This window comes from Corynebacterium sp. LK33 (assembly GCF_014334955.1).
GTDB classification, from domain to species: domain Bacteria; phylum Actinomycetota; class Actinomycetes; order Mycobacteriales; family Mycobacteriaceae; genus Corynebacterium; species Corynebacterium jeikeium_D.
In genome coordinates this window covers 1-19043 of the sequence record NZ_PDGU01000026.1, presented here as the reverse complement: position 1 = coordinate 19043, position 19043 = coordinate 1, and the positions used below count along the sequence as shown (strand labels likewise).

At 59.3% G+C, this 19043-nt stretch carries 17 protein-coding genes; 8 read left to right on the top strand and 9 right to left on the bottom strand.

Features of this window, described 5'->3' with window-relative positions:
- Positions 1–60: 60 nt before the first annotated feature.
- Positions 61–1197 carry a succinyl-diaminopimelate desuccinylase gene (dapE, locus tag CRD20_RS08995; protein WP_187400438.1) on the bottom strand — a complete coding sequence of 379 codons (1137 nt, stop codon included), beginning with the start codon at positions 1195–1197 and terminating at the stop codon, positions 61–63.
- 5 nt (positions 1198–1202) lie between these two features.
- Entirely contained in the window at positions 1203–2093 is an 891-nt protein-coding gene (locus tag CRD20_RS08990) for a hypothetical protein (protein ID WP_255468809.1), read from the bottom strand.
- Positions 2094–2176: 83 nt separating this feature from the next.
- On the opposite strand from CRD20_RS08990, the gene CRD20_RS08985 reads away from it, so the two are divergent.
- The 3 genes from CRD20_RS08985 to dapD all read left to right on the top strand — a co-directional run bounded on the left by CRD20_RS08985 (position 2177) and on the right by dapD (position 5785).
- Complete coding sequence (locus CRD20_RS08985) at positions 2177–3169, top strand: succinyltransferase (protein ID WP_049193666.1); 993 nt, start codon at positions 2177–2179, stop codon at positions 3167–3169.
- A 124-nt stretch (positions 3170–3293) separates the two neighbouring features.
- On the top strand, positions 3294–4697 hold the full coding sequence (locus tag CRD20_RS08980; protein ID WP_172620259.1) for an amino acid permease: 1404 nt from the start codon (positions 3294–3296) through the stop codon (positions 4695–4697).
- Positions 4698–4813: 116 nt separating this feature from the next.
- A complete protein-coding gene (gene dapD, locus CRD20_RS08975; protein WP_187404251.1) occupies positions 4814–5785 on the top strand; it encodes a 2,3,4,5-tetrahydropyridine-2,6-dicarboxylate N-succinyltransferase in 972 nt (323 codons plus the stop codon).
- Here the strand turns inward: dapD and CRD20_RS08970 are convergent.
- The 7 genes from CRD20_RS08970 to typA form a co-directional block, all read right to left on the bottom strand.
- Entirely contained in the window at positions 5782–6729 is a 948-nt protein-coding gene (locus CRD20_RS08970; protein WP_187405282.1) for a pseudouridine synthase, read from the bottom strand. The two genes, dapD and CRD20_RS08970, sit on opposite strands and share 4 nt — an antisense overlap.
- Positions 6730–6818: 89 nt before the next feature.
- The gene (gene dapC, locus CRD20_RS08965; RefSeq protein ID WP_187405281.1) at positions 6819–7946 is read right to left on the bottom strand and encodes a succinyldiaminopimelate transaminase; all 1128 of its coding nucleotides are present in this window, start codon (positions 7944–7946) and stop codon (positions 6819–6821) included.
- Between the two features lie 54 nt (positions 7947–8000).
- Positions 8001–8324, bottom strand: a complete 324-nt coding sequence (gene fdxA / locus CRD20_RS08960) for a ferredoxin (RefSeq protein WP_005509435.1) — start codon at positions 8322–8324, stop codon at positions 8001–8003.
- 232 nt (positions 8325–8556) lie between these two features.
- On the bottom strand, positions 8557–9078 hold the full coding sequence (locus CRD20_RS08955; protein ID WP_049172726.1) for a hypothetical protein: 522 nt from the start codon (positions 9076–9078) through the stop codon (positions 8557–8559).
- Positions 9071–10024 (bottom strand): N-acetyl-1-D-myo-inositol-2-amino-2-deoxy-alpha-D-glucopyranoside deacetylase, encoded by a 954-nt coding sequence (mshB, locus tag CRD20_RS08950; protein ID WP_149420931.1) that lies wholly within the window; start codon positions 10022–10024, stop codon positions 9071–9073. The genes CRD20_RS08955 and mshB overlap by 8 nt, the downstream gene beginning before the upstream one ends.
- 8 nt (positions 10025–10032) lie before the next feature.
- Positions 10033–12183: an ABC transporter family substrate-binding protein gene (locus CRD20_RS08945; RefSeq protein WP_070642234.1), complete on the bottom strand. Its 2151-nt coding sequence runs from the start codon at positions 12181–12183 to the stop codon at positions 10033–10035.
- Between the two features lie 82 nt (positions 12184–12265).
- Positions 12266–14179 carry a translational GTPase TypA gene (gene typA / locus CRD20_RS08940; protein ID WP_016422389.1) on the bottom strand — a complete coding sequence of 638 codons (1914 nt, stop codon included), beginning with the start codon at positions 14177–14179 and terminating at the stop codon, positions 12266–12268.
- A 634-nt stretch (positions 14180–14813) separates the two neighbouring features.
- Between typA and CRD20_RS08935 the strand changes: the two genes are divergently transcribed.
- The 5 genes from CRD20_RS08935 to CRD20_RS08915 all read left to right on the top strand — a co-directional run bounded on the left by CRD20_RS08935 (position 14814) and on the right by CRD20_RS08915 (position 18808).
- On the top strand, positions 14814–15506 hold the full coding sequence (locus CRD20_RS08935) for a hypothetical protein (RefSeq protein ID WP_016422388.1): 693 nt from the start codon (positions 14814–14816) through the stop codon (positions 15504–15506).
- A gap of 96 nt (positions 15507–15602) precedes the next feature.
- Entirely contained in the window at positions 15603–16247 is a 645-nt protein-coding gene (locus tag CRD20_RS08930) for a DUF402 domain-containing protein (protein ID WP_187405280.1), read from the top strand.
- A gap of 30 nt (positions 16248–16277) precedes the next feature.
- The gene (locus CRD20_RS08925) at positions 16278–16889 is read left to right on the top strand and encodes a suppressor of fused domain protein (protein WP_187405279.1); all 612 of its coding nucleotides are present in this window, start codon (positions 16278–16280) and stop codon (positions 16887–16889) included.
- Positions 16890–16996: 107 nt separating this feature from the next.
- A complete protein-coding gene (locus CRD20_RS08920) occupies positions 16997–17494 on the top strand; it encodes a hypothetical protein (protein ID WP_016422385.1) in 498 nt (165 codons plus the stop codon).
- Positions 17495–17575: 81 nt separating this feature from the next.
- Positions 17576–18808 carry an amidohydrolase gene (locus CRD20_RS08915; protein WP_042388568.1) on the top strand — a complete coding sequence of 411 codons (1233 nt, stop codon included), beginning with the start codon at positions 17576–17578 and terminating at the stop codon, positions 18806–18808.
- The last annotated feature ends 235 nt before the right edge of the window (positions 18809–19043 follow it).

Here is a 19043-nt window from a genome sequence, read left to right as displayed (position 1 = left end):
ATGTATGCCAGCAATGACATACGCGCACCCGCTCAGCGAGGGCAGGGTGTGATTCTAGGCTCACCCAGCCACCGGCGCGGTGGTCAAGTACCGCCGCAGGTCCTCCCACAGTGCCGTAATGCACTCGACCGGAATCTGCTCATCCTTCTTGTGGCAGTACGCCGGATCACCCGGGCCAAAGTTCACTGCAGGAATGCCGAGCGCGGAAAAACGCGCCACATCGGTCCACCCAAACTTGGGCTTTACGACGTCGCCTGCGACCGCAACCAACTCCTTCGCAGCAGCCGCATGCAGTCCCGGTAGTGCCCCAGGGCTCACATCCTCGACATCGACGGTGAGGTCCTCGGCCGCAAACTCGTCGAGTCCCAGCACCTCGCGGAAGTGTGCCATGGCCTCATCGGCGCTGCGGTTGGGCGCGAATCGGAAGTTGACTCGCAGCACCGCCTCGTCGGGAAGCGTATTGGTGGCAACCCCGGCCTCCAGCCAGACGACGTTGAGCCCTTCGCGGTAGGCCAAGCCGTCGATATCCACGGTCTGCGGTTCATAGGCGGCAATGCGTGACAGCACCGGTGCTAACTTGTGCACGGCGTTGTCGCCGAGCCACGCCCGAGCCGAGTGTGCACGTGTGCCGTGCGCGGTCAGACGCAGGCGAATAGAGCCCTGGCAGCCGGCTTCGATGACATTGCCGCTGGGCTCGCCCAGCAAAGCGACATCGCCAGCCAGGAGCTCCGGATGCGACTCACTCAAGTGCCGCAACCCGTTGAACTCCGCGGCGATTTCTTCGCATTCGTACATGATGAGCGTCAGATCGCGCTGCAACTCCTGGCTTGCCGCCAGCGTCGCAAAAGCATGCAGGTAGACCGCGTCACCGCTTTTCATGTCCACAGTTCCACACCCAAACAGTGTGTCTCGCCCCTGCGCGTCTACCCCACGCGTCGAGGGCACATTGTCCGCAGTCGGCACCGTATCCAGGTGTCCTGCCAAAATCACGCGCTGCGGCAACCCCCGATGGGTCCGCGCAATCACGTTGTTGTCAATGCGCAGGACCTCAATCGACTCATCTGCCTGCGCGACCTCACGCAATGCCGCCTCGACGGCATCCGCTATCGCGGTCTCATTGTGGGACACCGATTCGATGTCCACCAGTGCCGCCGTGAGGTCTACAGGATCTTGGAGCAGATTTAACTTCGATTTCACATCAATTAAGCGTACAAACCATTGTGCGCCAGCGAAACCAGAATTTTGTGATGAATATGCGCCGCACGACCATTGATCGCATCTCCATTGGCGGGCGCGCCACCGCCGAGGAACAGCGCCAGCTCATGCGGTTCGGCGGAGGTCACACCAATTCTCCCCTCCGCCGGGCGCTTGAGCCCATCAGCCACCTCAAAGACCAGGGTTTTCGCTCCTTCCGGGAGAGTTTGGGCAATGATTGCCTCCGGAGTTTCGCTTGCCGACGACCCCAGCGCCCGCTCCTCCCCTGCAGAATCGGTCGCCTCTCCGTTTCCGCCATCCTCCTCGACAACGCCCGCGCCGGGACCATAGACCACAGCTACACGGGAGCCATAGACCGCAATTACCGGACGCAGCTCATTCGTGCTGACAATCACCGTAGAACCGGCCAGCGGCTTACAGACGGCCGCGACAATCTTGGCCGTTGCATGTGGCAGCTGCACTGGGGTGGGATCGATGTCTCGTCGATAAGCAGGACGAAGCGTTTCGGCGACATCGCCCAGCTCATCGCGCTCCCACATCGGCAGGGCATCGATGCGTGCCTGCTGATCGCGGTTCTTGCGCTCCAGCAAAAGGCGGGCAATCATGCCACCGCCGAGCCCCACCGCGATGGTAACTGCGATAACCAGCACAAGACGGTTCGGCGCAATGAGCGCAACCACTGCGGCGATAGCCACACCGACTGCGCCAATTGGCATTGCTCGCGGCGGCAGAACGAAACCAAAGAAGCTGGCTACGGCAAGAATCCAGGCACTCAGCAGTGCGAATCCCACGTAGAAGACCACCGGCAAGGCCAGGACGAAGCCGAGTCCGAGCACACTGACAGCAATGATGAGGCTCACTAAGAACCACTGCTTCATTTTCTGTGTGCTTTCAAGGCCAGCTAGGGGCATAGTTCATCCTTCCGCGAAGATTCCTCTAAGGGATACTAATATTAAGAATCATGATTACATCTGGTGCTGTCGCTACGGGAATCGCCAATATCGCAATGGACGGTACAGTTCTCGATACTTGGTTTCCCGCACCTCAGTTAAGCGATGAGGTCGTAGAATCGAGCACTCACCGGCTCGGCGCCGCTGATTTGACCCCACAGTTGCTTCGTCAGGTGATTTTGGACGAGGATCGCCGCGTGGAGCAGGTGGCAGTGCGCACGTCCATTGAGGATTTGTCCAAGCCTGCTGTCGACCCGCACGATGCCTACCTGCGCCTGCATTTGCTCTCCCACCGCCTGGTCAAGCCGCACCAGCTAAACACCAAGGGGCTCTACGAGCTACTCCATGTGGTGGCGTGGACCAATAAGGGGCCATGTCTGCCGGACAACTTCGAGCAACTGCGCACCCACTTGCGCGTCCGCGGTCTGATTCACGTCTACGCCATCGACCGCATGCCGCGCATGGTCGATTATGTGCTGCCCGCCGGTGTGCGCATTGCAGAGGCCGAGCGCGTGCGGTTGGGCGCTTACTTGGCACCGGGTACGTCCGTACTGCGCGAGGGATTTGTCTCGCTGAACTCGGGCACTCTGGGCCCATGCAAGATTGAGGGACGTCTATCCTCCGGTGTCGTCATTGGCGCGCACACGAAGGTGGGACTGTCGGCCTCCATCATTGCCGCTCATGACGATTCCGGTCAGCGTAAGCCGCTCACGGTTGGCGAGCGCTGCCACATCGATATCGCGGCCGGCACCGTCGGCGTCAGCCTCGGCAATGACTGCATTATTGACCGAAGCATCCTCATTGCCCCCGATACGCCCATCGATGTCCCCGCGGAGAACCGCCGTATTCAGGCATGGGAAATTTCGGGCCGCGACAACATGCACTTCTACCATCACCCGGACCACTCGGCGGTGTGCGTCCGCCGCACGGAACGCCCGGGCAATGACGAAGGTGCCGCTGCTTTCGCTCAGCTTGCCGACGTGCCGGATGAGCTGGCCGGATAACCTACTTTCGGTGCTCGTGAAGGCACATTAGTTGACCCCAAAACGGTGAATGGGGGTAAACCCGTAATACGGTTATTGCCCCTGTTATCAGCGAGGTAATGTTTGCGACATGACCGAATCGCAAATTACCTCCACCTCCGGCGAGACAGCTCAGCTGGGCAAGGGGCTGCAGGTTCGACACCTGACCATGATGGGTCTTGGCTCCGCAATCGGTGCCGGTCTTTTCCTTGGTACGGGCGTCGGCATTAAGGCAGCTGGCCCGGGTGTTCTAGTTTCCTATGTCATCGCTGGCTTCATTGTCGTCCTCGTCATGCAGATGCTCGGCGAGATGGCCGCTGCCCGCCCGACACCGGGTAGCTTCTCCACCTATGCCGAGATGGCCTTTGGTTCCTCGGCTGGCTTTGTCCTCGGCTGGCTCTACTGGTTCATGCTCATCATGGTGCTCGGCGCTGAAATTACCGGTGCCGGTGCCATCATGGGTGCGTGGTTCGGTATTCCGGGCTGGATTCCAGGCCTGATCTGTGTTGTCTTCTTCGCTGTAGTGAATTTGGCGAATGTGCGCGGTTTCGGCGAGTTCGAGTTCTGGTTCGCGTTCATCAAGGTCGCGGTGATTATCGCGTTCCTGGTCATTGGCGTTCTTCTTTTCTTCGGTCTGCTGCCAGGCACCAGCTTCGTCGGTACGACGCATATTGCCGAGTCCGGATTCCTCCCGAATGGCGTGTCCGGCATTGCCGCTGGTCTGTTGGCCGTGGCCTTCGCCTTCGGCGGTATCGAGATTGTCACAATTGCCGCTGCTGAGGCTGAAGATCCGCAGCGTTCCATCGCTGCTGCTGTCCGCTCGGTAATCTTCCGCATCTCTGTGTTCTACCTGGGCTGCGTGACCGTCATCATCCTGCTGTTGCCGTACTCCCAGATTGACGGCGCTGACTCCGCAGCTGAGTCGCCGTTCACCCAGGTTCTGAAGCAGGCGAACATTCCGGGTGCCGTTGGCTTCATGGAGGCCATTATCGTTCTGGCACTGCTGTCCGCGTTCAACGCTCAGATTTACGCAACCTCTCGCCTGGTCTACTCGATGTCCACCCGCGGTGAGGCACCGCGCTTCTTCGCCCACACCAATGAAGGCGCAGTTCCGAACCGTGCGGTCATCATGTCGATGGTCTTCGCCTTCGTCTCCGTCGGTCTGCAGGTTGTCTTCGACGGCTCGAGCGTCCTGGTCTTCCTGCTAAACGCTGTCGGCGGCTGCTTGCTGGTGATCTGGCTGGTCATCGCTCTGTCCGAGATTAAGCTGCGCCCGCAGATGGAGGCCAACAACGAGCTTTCCGTTCGCATGTGGGCCTACCCGGCACTGTCCTGGGTAGCGGTCATCCTGATTCTGGGCCTCGCTGTTGGCATGCTCACCGATTCTGGTGCTCGCCAGCAGGTTATCGCCGTTGTGTGTGTCACTGCGTTCCTCGCGGTGCTCGCTGCACTGACTAAGAAGAGCCGCACCGCGGCCCGCGAGGCTCTCGAGTCCAGCGATAGCAACTAGCCGTTAGCAACTGACTGCAGGGCCTAACCACCCTGCTACCCCTATCCGAACATTTCCTTGCTACACATTTGCGGAACACTTTTCATAGATAGGGATATGCCGGTAGCCTGTTTTCCATGAAATTTGGAGCACAAGCTACCGGCATTGCCACTTTTAACAACGATACTGTTCTCGACGTCTGGTTCCCCGCCCCCAAGCTCATCGAAGAGGGCGTGGCAACCTCCACCACGACCGGAACCATCGACGCCGACGCGCTGCCCGAAGATTTCACCTACCTCGCAGACCTGGCCGTAGCCGATGCGGACCGTGGCACCACACGCCGTCTGGTCACAGCTACCATCGCTTCACTCGAAGACGCACCAGTCGACACCATCGATGCCTACCTGCGTCTCCATCTGCTGTCCCACCGCCTGGCCACCCCCAACAGCATCAACCTGGACGGCATCTTCGGCAAGCTCAACAATGTGGTGTGGACGAATTTTGGCCCCTGTGCTGTCGAAGGCTTCGAGGTAACCCGAGCCAAGCTGTCACGCCGCGGGCCTGTCACCGTCTACTCCATCGATAAATTCCCCCGCATGGTCGACTACGTCACTCCCACCGGAGTTCGCATCGGTGACGCTGACCGCGTGCGCCTTGGAGCCCATCTCGCAGAGGGCACCACAGTCATGCACGAGGGCTTCGTCAACTTCAACGCAGGCACGCTTGGACACTCCATGGTGGAAGGCCGTATCTCTCAGGGGGTCGTCGTCGACGACGGCTCCGATATCGGCGGTGGTGCGTCCATCATGGGCACACTATCCGGTGGAGGTAAGGAAGTTGTGTCCGTCGGCAAGCGATGCCTACTCGGTGCGAACGCTGGACTCGGAATCTCGCTCGGCGATGACTGCGTACTCGAAGCCGGGCTCTACATCACTGCCGGCACCAAGTGCCTCGTTGCCCTAGACGGTGTGAAGAAGACGCTCAAGGCCCGCGAGCTCTCGGGCGGATCGAATATGCTCTTCCGCCGCAACTCGCTCTCTGGTGCAGTCGAGGTTGTGCCGTGGGCTGCTGAAAAGGTGAAGCTCAGCGCGGAGCTGCACGCTAACTAAGGGGTGGTCGGCACGTCTGCCGGGGCCGCGATAGTCCGCGCGCTCCGGTATGCACGTCGCTCACCAGTGACGGGGTCGACAAAGGCCAGCGCGGTCGCCGTCAATCGCAACTGCGGCGTGTACTTTGGCACGCCACTCGCGCTTGCCGACGGCCCCTGCGCCCCCGCTTCCCGGCCATAGGTATCCTCACCGAGGATCGGATAGCCTAGCCAGTCCATCGTCGCCCGCAGCTGATGCGTGCGGCCCGTATGGGGCTGTAGCCGCCAGTGCCCCACCTGCATGCGGCTGCCGCAATGCCCACAACCACAGCCGACTGCGTGCAGCGGAATGCTGGCGCTGGTCACACCACCGCTACCGCCACTGCTGCTCGCCAGCACATCGCCGATGTCCGCTGCTACCGGGCCGAGGAAGGTCACGGTTGTGCGTGCGAGCTTGAACTTGGGATTCTTCGCGGCAGCGCGAGCGGAATGGTCGGTCTCCACGACTTTTACTCCGCGCCCCGCAGGGTTGGGATCGAGCAGGAGTGTGACGTCTCGGGTTTCCCCCACATGCCAATCATCGGGCATCACGGTGAGGCATTCGTATTCTTTGGTGATTTCCTGGTTTTGGAAAAGCTGCTGGTAGCGCGCACGGGTAGCCGGATTCCGCGAAAGCAACAGCAGCCCACTGGTCAGAAGATCCAGGCGGTGAACGGCCACGATCTCCGGTTCCCCGAGACTACGTCGCAGTCGCTCCTGCACGGTATTGGCCACGATGCGGCCATTGGGGGTTGCGGGCAGAAAAGGCGGCTTGTCTACGACCAGAAACTCATCGGTGTCGGCCACAATTGCCGGCTCAAAGGGGATGTACTCCTCGCGCTCGTGAGCGGCAGCATCGACTTGCGCTGTCTGACGGTTCTTCTCAAGGCCCCACCAAGCATCTCGGTTACCTGCGGCACGTCCCACGGCACACTCCCTTTTTCATGATTTGGTCTATGCCGATGTCGGCACCGTTTGCAGCATTGGGCCTACTCGGGCCAGCACATCTGGCCGGGCTAGCCGCGAATACGCGCCGCCGCCACTTCGATGTCGTTGAGCGTCGCTGTGAGCCCCACCCGCACGTGCTGCGCACCCTTGGGGCCGTAGAAGCTACCCGGTGCGACCAGGATGCCACGTTCGGCCAGCCAATCAACCGTCTGCCAGCAGTCTTCCCCGCGAGTAGCCCACAGATAGAGCCCGCCCTCGGAGTCGTCGATACGAAAACCTGCGGCTACCAGAGCATCGCGCAGAATTTCACGACGGTCACAGTAGCGCTGCTTTTGTTCGGCCTCGTGGGAGTCGTCGTTAAGCGCGGCGATCGTGGCGTGCTGGATGGGCCCCGGCATCATCAGCCCCATGTGACGGCGCACGGAAACCAGCTCGGCAATGAGGTCCGCGTCGCCGGCGAACCAGCCGGTGCGGTACGACGCCATGTTCGACGTCTTCGACAGCGAGTGGATAGCCAGCAGGTTGGTGAAATCACCGTCGCACACTCGCGGGTCGAGAATACTGACTGGCTGTTCAGTCCAGCCGAGCCCCAGATAGCACTCATCAGAGGCAACAATGACGTCCCGAGAACGCGCCCACTCAACCACCTTGCGCAGGTGTTCAACACCGAGGACCTTGCCGTTGGGGTTGCCCGGGGAATTGATGAACATCAGCGTCGGCGAGGCGGGACCGATTTGCGTCAGCGAGTCGGCACGCAGCAGCTCAGCGCCTGCGATACGGACGCCGACCTCGTAGGTGGGATATGCCAGCTCGGGGATGACGACGGTGTGCCCCGCGCCTACGCCGAGAAGAAAGGGCAGCCAGCCAATCGCTTCCTTGGTGCCAACGACCGGAAGCACATTGCCACCGTTGACCGCTGACTCCAGTCCCGTCACGCCGTAGCGCCGCGCCATCGCTGCAACAATCGCCGCGCGTAGCTCAGGCGTGCCGACGGTCTGAGGGTAGCCCGGCGCGGCAGCGCCTTCGGAAAGGCCCTGCCGGATTATCGGAGCGACTTCATCGACCGGTGTGCCGACCGAGAGATTCACCATGCCCTCTTCATGCGCAGCCGCAGTGGCTTTCGCCTGCGTGAGAGAATCCCACGGAAACTGAGGCAAAAGAGAACCGGGAGTTACGCGCTTGCGGGCAGCTGACATGGGCGGTGATGAAGTCCTTCCCGGGAAAAGAAATAGGTTTAATCCTCTGTGGTTCTAGTCTTCTGCCTGCGGCGGCAGAGCTGCCACGAATGGCACATCGAAGTCCTGGGGGCCGAGCTTGGCGGCACCGCCCGGGGAACCCAGCTCATCGAACCAGTCGACATTGGCATCGATGAATTCAACCCACTCATCCGGAACATCGTCCTCGTAGAAGATGGCCTCGACTGGGCAGACCGGTTCACAAGCGCCGCAGTCCACGCACTCATCAGGATGAATGTAGAGCATGCGCTTGCCCTCGTAAATACAGTCAACCGGGCACTCTTCAACACAGGCACGGTCGAGGACGTCAACACATGGCTGGGCAATGATGTAAGTCATGGTTTTAGGTTTAAGAACCTTTCTCACAAGATATGGGATGAGGCTTTCGCTATCTGTCGATTATGCCGTTCCGACGAGAAACAGAGCAAAATAGACAGAGCGGTATATTCAGATTGGAGTCTACACCCAACGTGGGTGTTGTTATCAACTGGCTCCAGAAAGGGCCACATTGATGCGGGCCTGCCCTGCATCAATTCCTCACCGTCTCCTGCAGTATCCGCTGCAGTTTTCGCTAGAGTGCCCGCAGATGGCGCAGTGGCCAGGCACCGCCCAGCACACCGCAAACAAGCAGCAGCACTGTTCGCAACCACTGCCCCATTGCCAAATCACCACCGAAGGGCAGCACTGCCCACAGCAGAATGCCTGCAAAACCCAGCACCCAGATGACAGTCGGAATTGCAGCTTTGGAGCGATCACGAGTCCACAGCAACGCTGTGTTGGTAATGATCAGATTGGCAATATAGGCCAGCGGAATGGTCCACGGCAACGGAATAGCAACCGAGCCGATGGTAATCCACGCTCCGAGGAAAACTACTTCAATCACCAACGCTGCCAACGCAGCCAGCGACAGCCAGACCAGCGCTACCGTGACCTCGCCCTGATGGAAATTCTCGCGCGGCTGCGAACGTTCCGGATTCCCCCAATAGCGCTCATCCCCGAATGTGCGCTTTTCAATACTCAAGCGCTCGTTCTTCAACTTTCCGCCAGCAGCGTTAATCAAGTCTTCGCTTTCGTGAGGCTGAGGGTTACTCATCGTCCGCGCTCCCCTCCACTGCCAGGTCCGCGCTCGGCACTGAGCCGGCACTTGCTGCCGGGTCCTGCAGCAATCGGACATTCACCAGTTCCCCCAGCTCTTCCAGGGACGCAGCAGTCGCCGTACCAAAACGGTATGCCTCAGTCGGCGTCACCGGCTGACACAGCAAATTGGAAAACGCCCAGACGGCTCGCGCATGACCAGAGCCGTCGGTCTGCCCATAGACAGCATCTGGATTGACCTCACTGACGGAACCATCGGCGAACCACACTTGTGTCGCATGCGCGCGCATGGCCTCAACCTTGGCAGCCACAGCGCCGTCATCCAGCTGAACCTCGAAATGGCCGGTCACGGTAGCGAAGTCGTCGACATCGCACGCCTGCCAGGTCTCCGGCACCACGGTAATGGCATCCAGCCCCGCCACCATTGCCTCACGATCGGTGACCGCCCACAGCGTCGGAAAGCGATTTCCGCACGCCGCGACAGTGATATCGTGCGCGCGAATGTGGTCCGGGTGCCCATAGCCACCATCGGCATCGTAAGTAATGACCACATCTGGCTGCAGCTCATCGAGGATGGTGCGAAGCTGGGCGACCGCCTCATCACCTGAGTTCATGAACGCACGGGGATGCTCATTGCCCTTGTCCCCTGCCATACCGGAATCACGCCAACGCCCGGCACCACCGAGGAAACGTGGCGCATTGTCTGGGCCATTGGCCCCCAGCGCACGCAGCGCCGAGCGCAACTCGGCGACGCGGAAACCGCCCAACTGGTCAGCTTCATCAGCAACTAGCCCTTGGTACGGCGCGCCGATGACCTCTCCCAGCTCGCCCATCGTGCAGGTCACTACGCTTACCGACGCTCCGGAGCGCGCGGCAGCCGCAATCAAACCACCTGTCCAAATGGACTCGTCATCTGGATGTGCGTGAACAAAAAGTAACTTCACGGGCTTTCTTACTTCCCCTTGTTCTCCTGGTCGGCGTTATCGCGGACTTCTTGGTTCTGACCCGAACCGTCCTGCTCAGTATCTTCGCGCGGACTATCTCCCGGTTGAGAATTCTCCGACGATTCTCGAGTCCCGCTTTGCGTCGCGACTCGGCGAACCTCGCCCAGAACACCGAGGCGGCCCAACACTGGGTCATCAGTCCACTGCGAAGAGTCCTTCCGTCCGGTAATTGTAATTTCCGGGCTGACGACCGTCAGCAAGCCGTCTTTCACCAAGGTCAGCTCGATACTGTGACCAGCAATGATATCGGCAAGTTCAGCGGGCAACGCAGAACTGTCGGGAGCGAGCAGCTCATCAACCTGCGGGTCACAAAGGCCGGAAAGATTCTCGCTCCGAGCAGCCGATTTCGGAGCGACAGGTACTTCGCTGAGATCAGCCGGTTCCGCTGAGGTAGAAGATGTGGACTGCTCAGACGATGTTGTCCCGTCCAGCGAGCTCTGTTCTTCAGCACTCTTTTCCCGATCTCCGCTTGGCGCAGGCTTCGTCGAACTGTCAACGCCCTCAGACTCAGACTCGGCCTCTGACTCAGACTCGGCAGCCGACTCTGCGCCTGCTTCGTCCAGGTCCTTCGGCGGTAGCGAACTCACCGAGCCTTCCGTACACGCATAGCGTTCCCGGGCCGCCTGGACGGAATTGGGCTGCTCTGCCCATGCCACCACGGCATCGACAGTTCCGTAGGGCAACGAAGACCGCAGCATGTCCGCCGGAGAATACGAAACAACGGTGGCGGGGATACCAGTTGCAGTCAACTGGTCAGCGACCGCAAAAGCCGCGGCGCGTGCCGCTATACCGTCGCTAATGATGCCAATTCGTAGCGGATTGTCCTCAGTAAAACCGGCCTGTGGTGCCTCGGATTGCTCCTGGTCACCACCGTCACCAGAACCACCTGCAATTCGGCGTCCGGTGGCCACCTCTGAGACCTGTGCAACGTTGATGGTGCGCAGAATGGCCCGGCGGACGGACTCGTCGGCAAGCCTGCTCGACGCGAGGTTGGTACTGAAAACCAGTTCCCGGTTGGGCTCATGGAAGAACTCAGCAACACCGGGGACCAGACCGTACGTCAGCTCAGAGGTCTCCGTCGGACGGACCTGCACGGCCTGGATCTGCCTCGACCGCAGTTGCTCCGCACCATCGATGGCACTACGCATGGCACGCAGCGTAATAACCTCCGAGGCTGCTGGCTGCTCACCCCAGTAGCGGTCATTTCGAACCAGTCGAATGATGTTGCGGCCGACATCCATCGACTCGACGGTGTACTGCCCACCGGAGGCCGGGAAACGGCTGGCCAGCCCTTCGGAAAAACCATCAGTGTTCGACCGCATCAAATGCGCTGGCAAGAGATGTGCAAACAGGCGCTGCCAATGCGTAATCGGCTGAGTGAACGTCACGTCAATCTGACGGCCACCATCGGAGACATCAATGGATTTAATCAGCTCATAAGTCGCCGTATCCAGCGATCCTGGCGTGGACGTGACTTGGGAAAATAGGTAGCGGAAGTCCTCGCCACTGATTGGCGTGCCATCGCTCCACTGCGCCCCTTTTCGAATGCGGTAGCGGACATGCTCTGCCGCTACCGTCGGATCCGTGATGTCAACATCGGCCGCTTTTCCGTTTCCAGCTCCGTTTCTGGCGTCACCGTCTTTGCTGTCATCACTCTCGATGACCTGCACGGAATCCAGCAAGTCGGAGTTGAGCAGCCATTGGGGAGCTCCTGCCGAGCGAGCATTGGCAGCGTTATCCACCACTCCGGGAGCTTGCGCGGAGGCACTGGCGTCACCAGCCTCGCCCTCAACCGGCGCAGGGGTAAAAACACTAGGCAGTGTCAGTCGCGCTACCAGGCTGGTCACCGGGGAGACGTCGGCAAGCAAATGCGGATTGAAACCTTCGACAAACTCGTCGACACCGACCGTGACTTCACGCATCTTTTTGGCTTGGTCAGCGGTGTCTTCCTGTTGCACCGGCGCTTCCTGCTGCCCGGGCACAGTCGGAGCGTCCGACGGGCGAGCCATGCACGAAGACGCCAAAGCCGCCGTCACGCAGAGTGTCGATGCTACGAAAAATCGACGAGAGGCTGCGTGACGACGGCTGCGAATAAACATATTCACGAGATTACTCGACACCTGACCGAGTCAGTTACCCCGAGACTGGTTTTCAGGTGGCCCAGTCCCCTAGCAACCCGAATTACTTCTTATTCATGGCCTTCGCGCGGGAACGAGCGCGAGCGCGATCGGTGGCGCTGAGGATCTGCTTGCGTACGCGAATGCCCTCCGGGGTGACCTCAACGCACTCGTCAGCGCCACAGAACTCCATAGCCTCATCGAGGGAAAGCTTGTGCGCCTTCTCCAGAGTCACGGTCGCATCAGCCGAGGCTGCGCGCATATTGGTCAGCTTCTTTTCCTTGGTGATGTTGATATCCATGTCCTCATCACGCGGATTCTGGCCAACGACCATGCCCTCGTAAGCCTGGTCACCCGGCTCGACGAAGAAGGTGCCGCGGTCAGAAAGCTGAATCAGTGCGTAAGCGGTGATCTGGCCGGTACGGTCAGCCACCAACGATCCTGTCGGACGGTCCTTAATCTCACCAGCCCACTCGCCGTAACCGGCCGAGTAGTGGTTGGCAATACCGGTGCCCTTGGTCTCCGTCATGAAAGTGGTACGGAAGCCAATCAGACCGCGGGACGGAATAAGGAACTCCATGCGCACCCAGCCGGTGCCCTGGTTACCCATCTGCTCCATGCGCCCCTTACGAGCCGCCATCAGCTGAGTGACAGCGCCCAGGTGCTCTTCTGGAACGTCGATCGTCAGGTGCTCGTACGGCTCCTGAACCTTGCCGTCGACGGTCTTGGTAACAACCTGCGGCTTACCGACGGTCAGCTCAAAGCCCTCACGACGCATAGTTTCAACCAGAACGGACAGCGCCATTTCACCACGGCCCTGCACCTCCCAGGCATCCGGGCGCTCGGTCGGCAGCACGCGCAGCGAGACGTTACCAATCAACTCCTGGTCCAGGCGGGCCTTGACCATACGAGCGGTCAGCTTATCGCCACCACCCTGGCCTGCCAGTGGCGAGGTGTTCACGCCGATCGTCATAGAAATAGCCGGCTCATCGACCAGGATGCGCGGCAGCGGGTCCGGATGCTCGGCATCACAGAGAGAGTCACCGATCATGACCTCGTCGATACCGGAGATAGCGGCGATGTCACCAGCAATGGCCTCTTCAGCAGGTACGCGGGTCACGCCGACGGTACGCAGCAGCTCCGCGACCTTCGCGTTCTTGACATGCTCATTGCCCTCGGAGTCGTAATGAATCCACGAAATCTGCTGTCCCTTGCGGATACGGCCCTTGTGGATACGAATCAGACCAATTCGACCAAGGAAGGAGCTGGAGTCCAGGTTGGTCACCTGCGCCTGCAGCGGGGCATCGATCTCAGCGGACGGCTCCGGGAGCACCTCGGTGATGACGTCGAACAGCGGCTGCAGGTTCTCGGACTCCGGCAGGTTGCCGTTACCCGGGTTCTCGGTCGAAGCCTTACCGGCACGACCAGAGGCATAGAGAACCGGCAGCTCAAGGTTGCGCTCAGCGACCTCTGCAGCTTCCGGGTCTTCCAGGGTGGAGGCTAGCTCGAGCAGCAGATCCTGTGCTTCCTCGACAACCTCGTCGATACGTGCATCTGGGCGGTCAGTCTTGTTGACGACAATGATCACCGGCATGCAGGCAGCAAGCGCCTTGCCCAGGACGAAGCGGGTCTGCGGCAGCGGACCTTCAGAGGAGTCGATCAACAGCACGACGCCGTCAACCATGGACAGTGCGCGCTCCACCTCGCCACCAAAGTCGGCGTGACCAGGGGTGTCAATGACGTTGATGATGAGGTCTTCGCCGTTCTTGCCCTCACCTTTTCGGCGAATAGCGGTGTTCTTCGCCAAGATGGTGATGCCCTTTTCCTTTTCAAGGTCACCAGAGTCCATCACTCGGTCTGCAACTTCTTCGTGGTCGCTGAAAACGCCGGACTGCTCCAGCATGGCGTTCACGAGAGTGGTCTTGCCATGGTCGACGTGTGCGACAATGGCGACATTACGGAACTCGGTATCGCTCACAGGCGGATAGCTCCTAACAAGCTAAGAGGACTAAAAGAAAAAGATACGGCCTTGCTCTAAAGAACTGTCTTTACGACTGCCTTAACGCCCCGCATCAACGCGTAATAAAGCGTTCTACAGTGTACTCCTTCTTAATGGCCCTGCACATCTGGCAGAGATTCTCACAACCCCGAGCACCTATCCGTCATGCAAAGTGGCACTGCCGCGCCACCCTTAGGGATAAATTACCCCCTTACTGCACCCCCGCTTTACCGACAGCCATAACAGCATATCCGCCAACGCCACAACGCTTCACGACGGCAATCTCTCAGCCCGCCATGTGACACATGTGACCAAATGCCATAGTTGTAACCCCACGGGATGAGACTTGACTTCACCCGCTTACGCGCTGCGAAACACCATTAACCCCACACGCATACATGAAGTCCCAATTTTCACAATCATCTCGTTCTACACCAAAAATCACTCTAATTAACTTGCGACACGCGGGAATCCGTGCGTTAATCCCCTGAGAAGATTCTGAACATTTCTTTTTCAAATCTTTCCATTTCACGTTGGAGTCGTTCTAAGATGAGCAACGATTCCGAAATTTTGATTCCGACTCCAATAGCCCACGAATGAGAGGTTCTTCACCGTGGTTTCGACTGGACGCTCCTTCCTGCGCCGTGCCGCAGCGACCTTGGGTGCAGCTGCAATTCTCACTGCGGGCATGACTCCCGCCGCTTCTGCTTCCCCGTCGCTGGACTCCCTGAACATCGCTTCGCCGAATCTCTACGGCAACGCGCGCGACATCATTAACTCCCCAGGCGTTCCTGAGGAAATTTCCAGCGCACTGAACAAGGGAATTGACTTCCTGACTGGTGAGGGCGAGGGCGAGCCGGGCTTCAAGGTTCCGGAAGGTGCCCCGAAGACCAACCAGTTCCTGCTGCCGACCGTGGCTGACAAGTGCATCGGTGGCGAAGGTCGTTCCTTCGGCCTGGCCACTACCGTTCCGGGCCCGGCAGACCTGCCTCTGCCTGGCGTTCCGGAGAACCAGCTTGGCTTCATCTTCACTGGCCTGGGCACCAAGCAGCTGGCTAAGCAGCAGGACACAGAGATGAATGTCTACTGGGTCAACGTTGCTAACGGCAAGTACGGCAAGACCACCCTGGAGAACAACGGCATCAACGCCGAGGAGGGCCCGGGCGCTGTCAACGGCACCGCTGACACGGGCAAGGGCGTGGTCATCGCTGTCATGCAGGGCGGTATCACCACTCAGGAAGAGCCTGGTCCGACCAACTGCAGCTACACCCCGACCGCCGGTGTCTTCCCGGTCGGCCTGAACTAAGTTTTTCTAGTTCTCCCCTAGCCCTTTTTGCATCACGTATGCAGAAAGGGCTTTTCTATGCCCAAAAAGGCAGCCCCCACACGTTAAGGTATTCGCATGTCCACTTCACCGGCCACTTCGGCTTCGACCGCGGCAGCTCCTGCACTCTCCCCGATTCGCTCGAGTCAGGACACACATCCTCCGAAGGTCGAGACCTTTGACCTACGTGAAATGGTCAACACCGACCCCAAGGGCTTTCAGCGCAATGTCGACGAGTTTCGAACTCTCACTCCCAGCCGCCTCTATATGCGCCGTGGGATGGATCATCCAAAGTTTGGATATCTTGAGTCATTCCTGCTTGCCGACGAAGGGTTGCGCATCAGCATTTATCACTTCCGCCCGGGCGTGAAGGTGGAACACCAACGCTACGTCGATATTGTCAGCATCGACCGGACTGATCCGCAGTGCTGGCGTATGACCGATTTGTATCTCGACATCCTGCAGGCACCGACCGATCCTGAGGCCATTGCTCCCCTACCTGTCGATGCGGCCACACAGATTCGAGTTGAAGATGTCGACGAGCTCGTCGCGGCCCACACTCAAGGGCTGATTAGCGATGAACTCACCGAGTTCGCTATCGAGACCACACTGACTGCACGCGCCGCAATCGCTGCACACGGTGACAACATTGATGCGTGGATGCGGACTTTGAACCTCGATGCGACGTGGGCTGATGCCGTTGAGCTTTCGCCTGCGGCCTAGAACGACCACCTCAACAAAGGAGTACCGCCCGTGTTCGATAACTTAACCGGCCCCATTCCTCCCGCCGGCCCCGATAGCAATGCGATTATCAAAGCAGTCCGAGCAGCATTTTCCTCCTATTTTGAAGAGTCCAACCCCGGCGAAGCCCAGCTGACCTTCCTTGGCTCTGCGCCACTGAAGATGCTGCGCTTCGGGCCTGACACAGACCGGATTGTCACCTATGCAACACTGGGCTGCAGTGCCGAGGCGATGCAGGATCCGTCCGCAATGGTGGTGGACACTAACTCTGGCCCGCGCGCCGAGCTCATCTTGCCTATTCGTGGTGGACTGGACGAAGTCATCCGCCCGCTGGGTATTCTTGCCGCTTCCCCAAGCATCGAAGGCCTCATCCTCACCGAGGGGGCACTAATCGACTTCGGCCAGCCACTGTGGGATCAGTCGCGCTTCACCGGTTTTGTGCTGCTCAAGGCAGAAATCCCGCCGGTCGCGGTGGAGGAAACCGAAGTCACGATGTTCCAGCCGGTCCCGGCCACGACCAACGAATTTGCCCTTGCTCGCGCTAAGGGCGTTGACGAACTGCGTCGCGTGTGGGAAACCCAAGGTGTCGACTTCACCGATCCGCACCGCACCAGCGCTGTATAAAAGTTAGCTTTTGTGATGGTTGCCGATCATCTGCTCGTCGGCAAGCGATAAGTTCAACCTAGCAGTGACGTTTCGCGCCGCGACAGCGTGGTTTAGAGTGTGGAGTTATGGCAGTCAATTCGGCTAAAGACGTTCCTTTCCATGCAGCGCAGTCCTTTCGGTGGTGGCGGCTGGCGGTATATGTTTACGTCCCAGCGCTAATCCTCACCGTGGTCAGTTCCCTATTGAAATGGGACGCGACTGTTACGGAAGCGGCAAAGGCCAACAACATCGAGATTTCTGCTGCTCAGACCAGCTTGGCCGTGAGCTTCGCGTTCGCGATTATCGCGCAGACGGCAACGGCGATTGCGTGCTGGTGGCTTGCCGGCAAACTCCTTGAAGGATCGACTGCAGCGCGCACGGTGCTGTCCGTGGCGGCGGCAGTTTTTGTCATTAATGCATCAATGACTCTGGTCGGAACGATTTCCCAGATACGCTCCGGAGACTCGTCGGTGCTCGGTTTGATTACAGCTGGCCTGCTGATCGTTGCCTCTATCATCGCCGCAACTGCAACCGCCCAGTCCTACCGCGGCGAGCGAAACCAGAAGTTCTTTGTGACGACGTAGGCAGCTCTTAGAGATTTGGGGCGGGGCGGGAAGCCTTCCAGGGCCTCCACCATCCGCTTTAGGTCGGCGTACATTTTAGGTATGCCCACTAATACTGAGAGCGCCAGAAACATTTTGAATGGTCTCGCGTCCACCCAATCCCAGCGCGAGGAACTGTACAAATATTTCCACCAGCACCCTGAGCTTTCCATGCAGGAGCACAGCACTGCAGACCGGATTATTCAGGAGCTCGAAGCTTCAGGTATTTCCACACATCGCATCGGAGACACCGGCATCGTTGCCATTATTGAGAACGGTGCCGGGCCGATTGTAGCTATGCGCGCAGACATTGATGCGCTACCGGTGAAGGAGACTTCCGGCAAAGACTACGCCTCCACAGCAACGCAGATTGATGAAAAGACCGGCACAGAGGTCCCCGTCGCCCACGCTTGTGGGCACGACTTCCACCTGATGTCTTTGCTCACAGCGCTGCAGGCTTTCAACGAAAACCTTGATCAGTGGTCTGGCACATTCATCGGTATCTTCCAACCCGCTGAAGAAACCGCCGAAGGTGCACGCGCAATGCTGGCGGCAGATCTGGAGAAGGCTATTCCGCGTCCCCATGTTTATCTCGGTCAACACGTACTAGCTAGCTTGCCCGGCGGCTATGTGGGCACTCGCCGCGGGCCAGTTCTCTCCTCTGCATTCTCGGTCAAAGTCACTGTGTACGGTAATGGCTCCCATGGATCCATGCCGGAGCTCAGTGTCGATCCCGTTGTCTTGGCATCCACCATTGTGATGCGTCTTCAGACCATTGTCTCGCGTGAGGTAGCAGCCACCGAGACCGCAGTGGTGACCGTTGGCGCGATTCAGGCGGGAACTAAGTCCAACATCATCCCTGACTCCGCAGAGCTGCTCATCAACACTCGTGCCTACAACAGCGCAGTGACCGAACACCTCAAAGAGGCAATCGAGCGCATTGTACGAGCAGAATGCGTTGCTGCCCGCAGCCCTCAAGACCCGGAGTTCACTTACTACGACCGCTATCCCCTCACGAATAATGACGGGGATGCCACGAATACTGTGCGTGAGGCATTCGACGCGTACTTCGGTGAAGAAGTCTCCGACTTGGACGCAGTGCCCGCCTCTGAAGATTTCTCAATCATCCCCGATGCGCTTGGAGTGCCATATACATACTGGGGGCTCGGCGGCTTCGCGGATGAGAGCAGCGCCGTTGGCAACCATAACCCAGCTTTCGCCCCGGACCTCCAACCCACTCTTGACCGGGGCGCAGAAGCAATCGTTGTAGCTGCCTGTGCTTGGTTGGCGAAATGAGGGTGTGATTAGCGAGGCTGATGCGTGCGGCTGCAGGCGAGCTGGTGGATGGTGTAGTGCCGGACTCGTGCCGGACTCGTGCGGGGCTCGTGCGGGACGGCCGAAAAACCGGGGGTTAAGAGAAAAGTAGACCCCGGTGCACGCCGATTGGACACGCTTCTTGCTACTTAACGCAAAATTTACGGGCTGCAAATGTGAAACTGTGTGAGTTTATGACACTTTGAAGCCGGTAGGG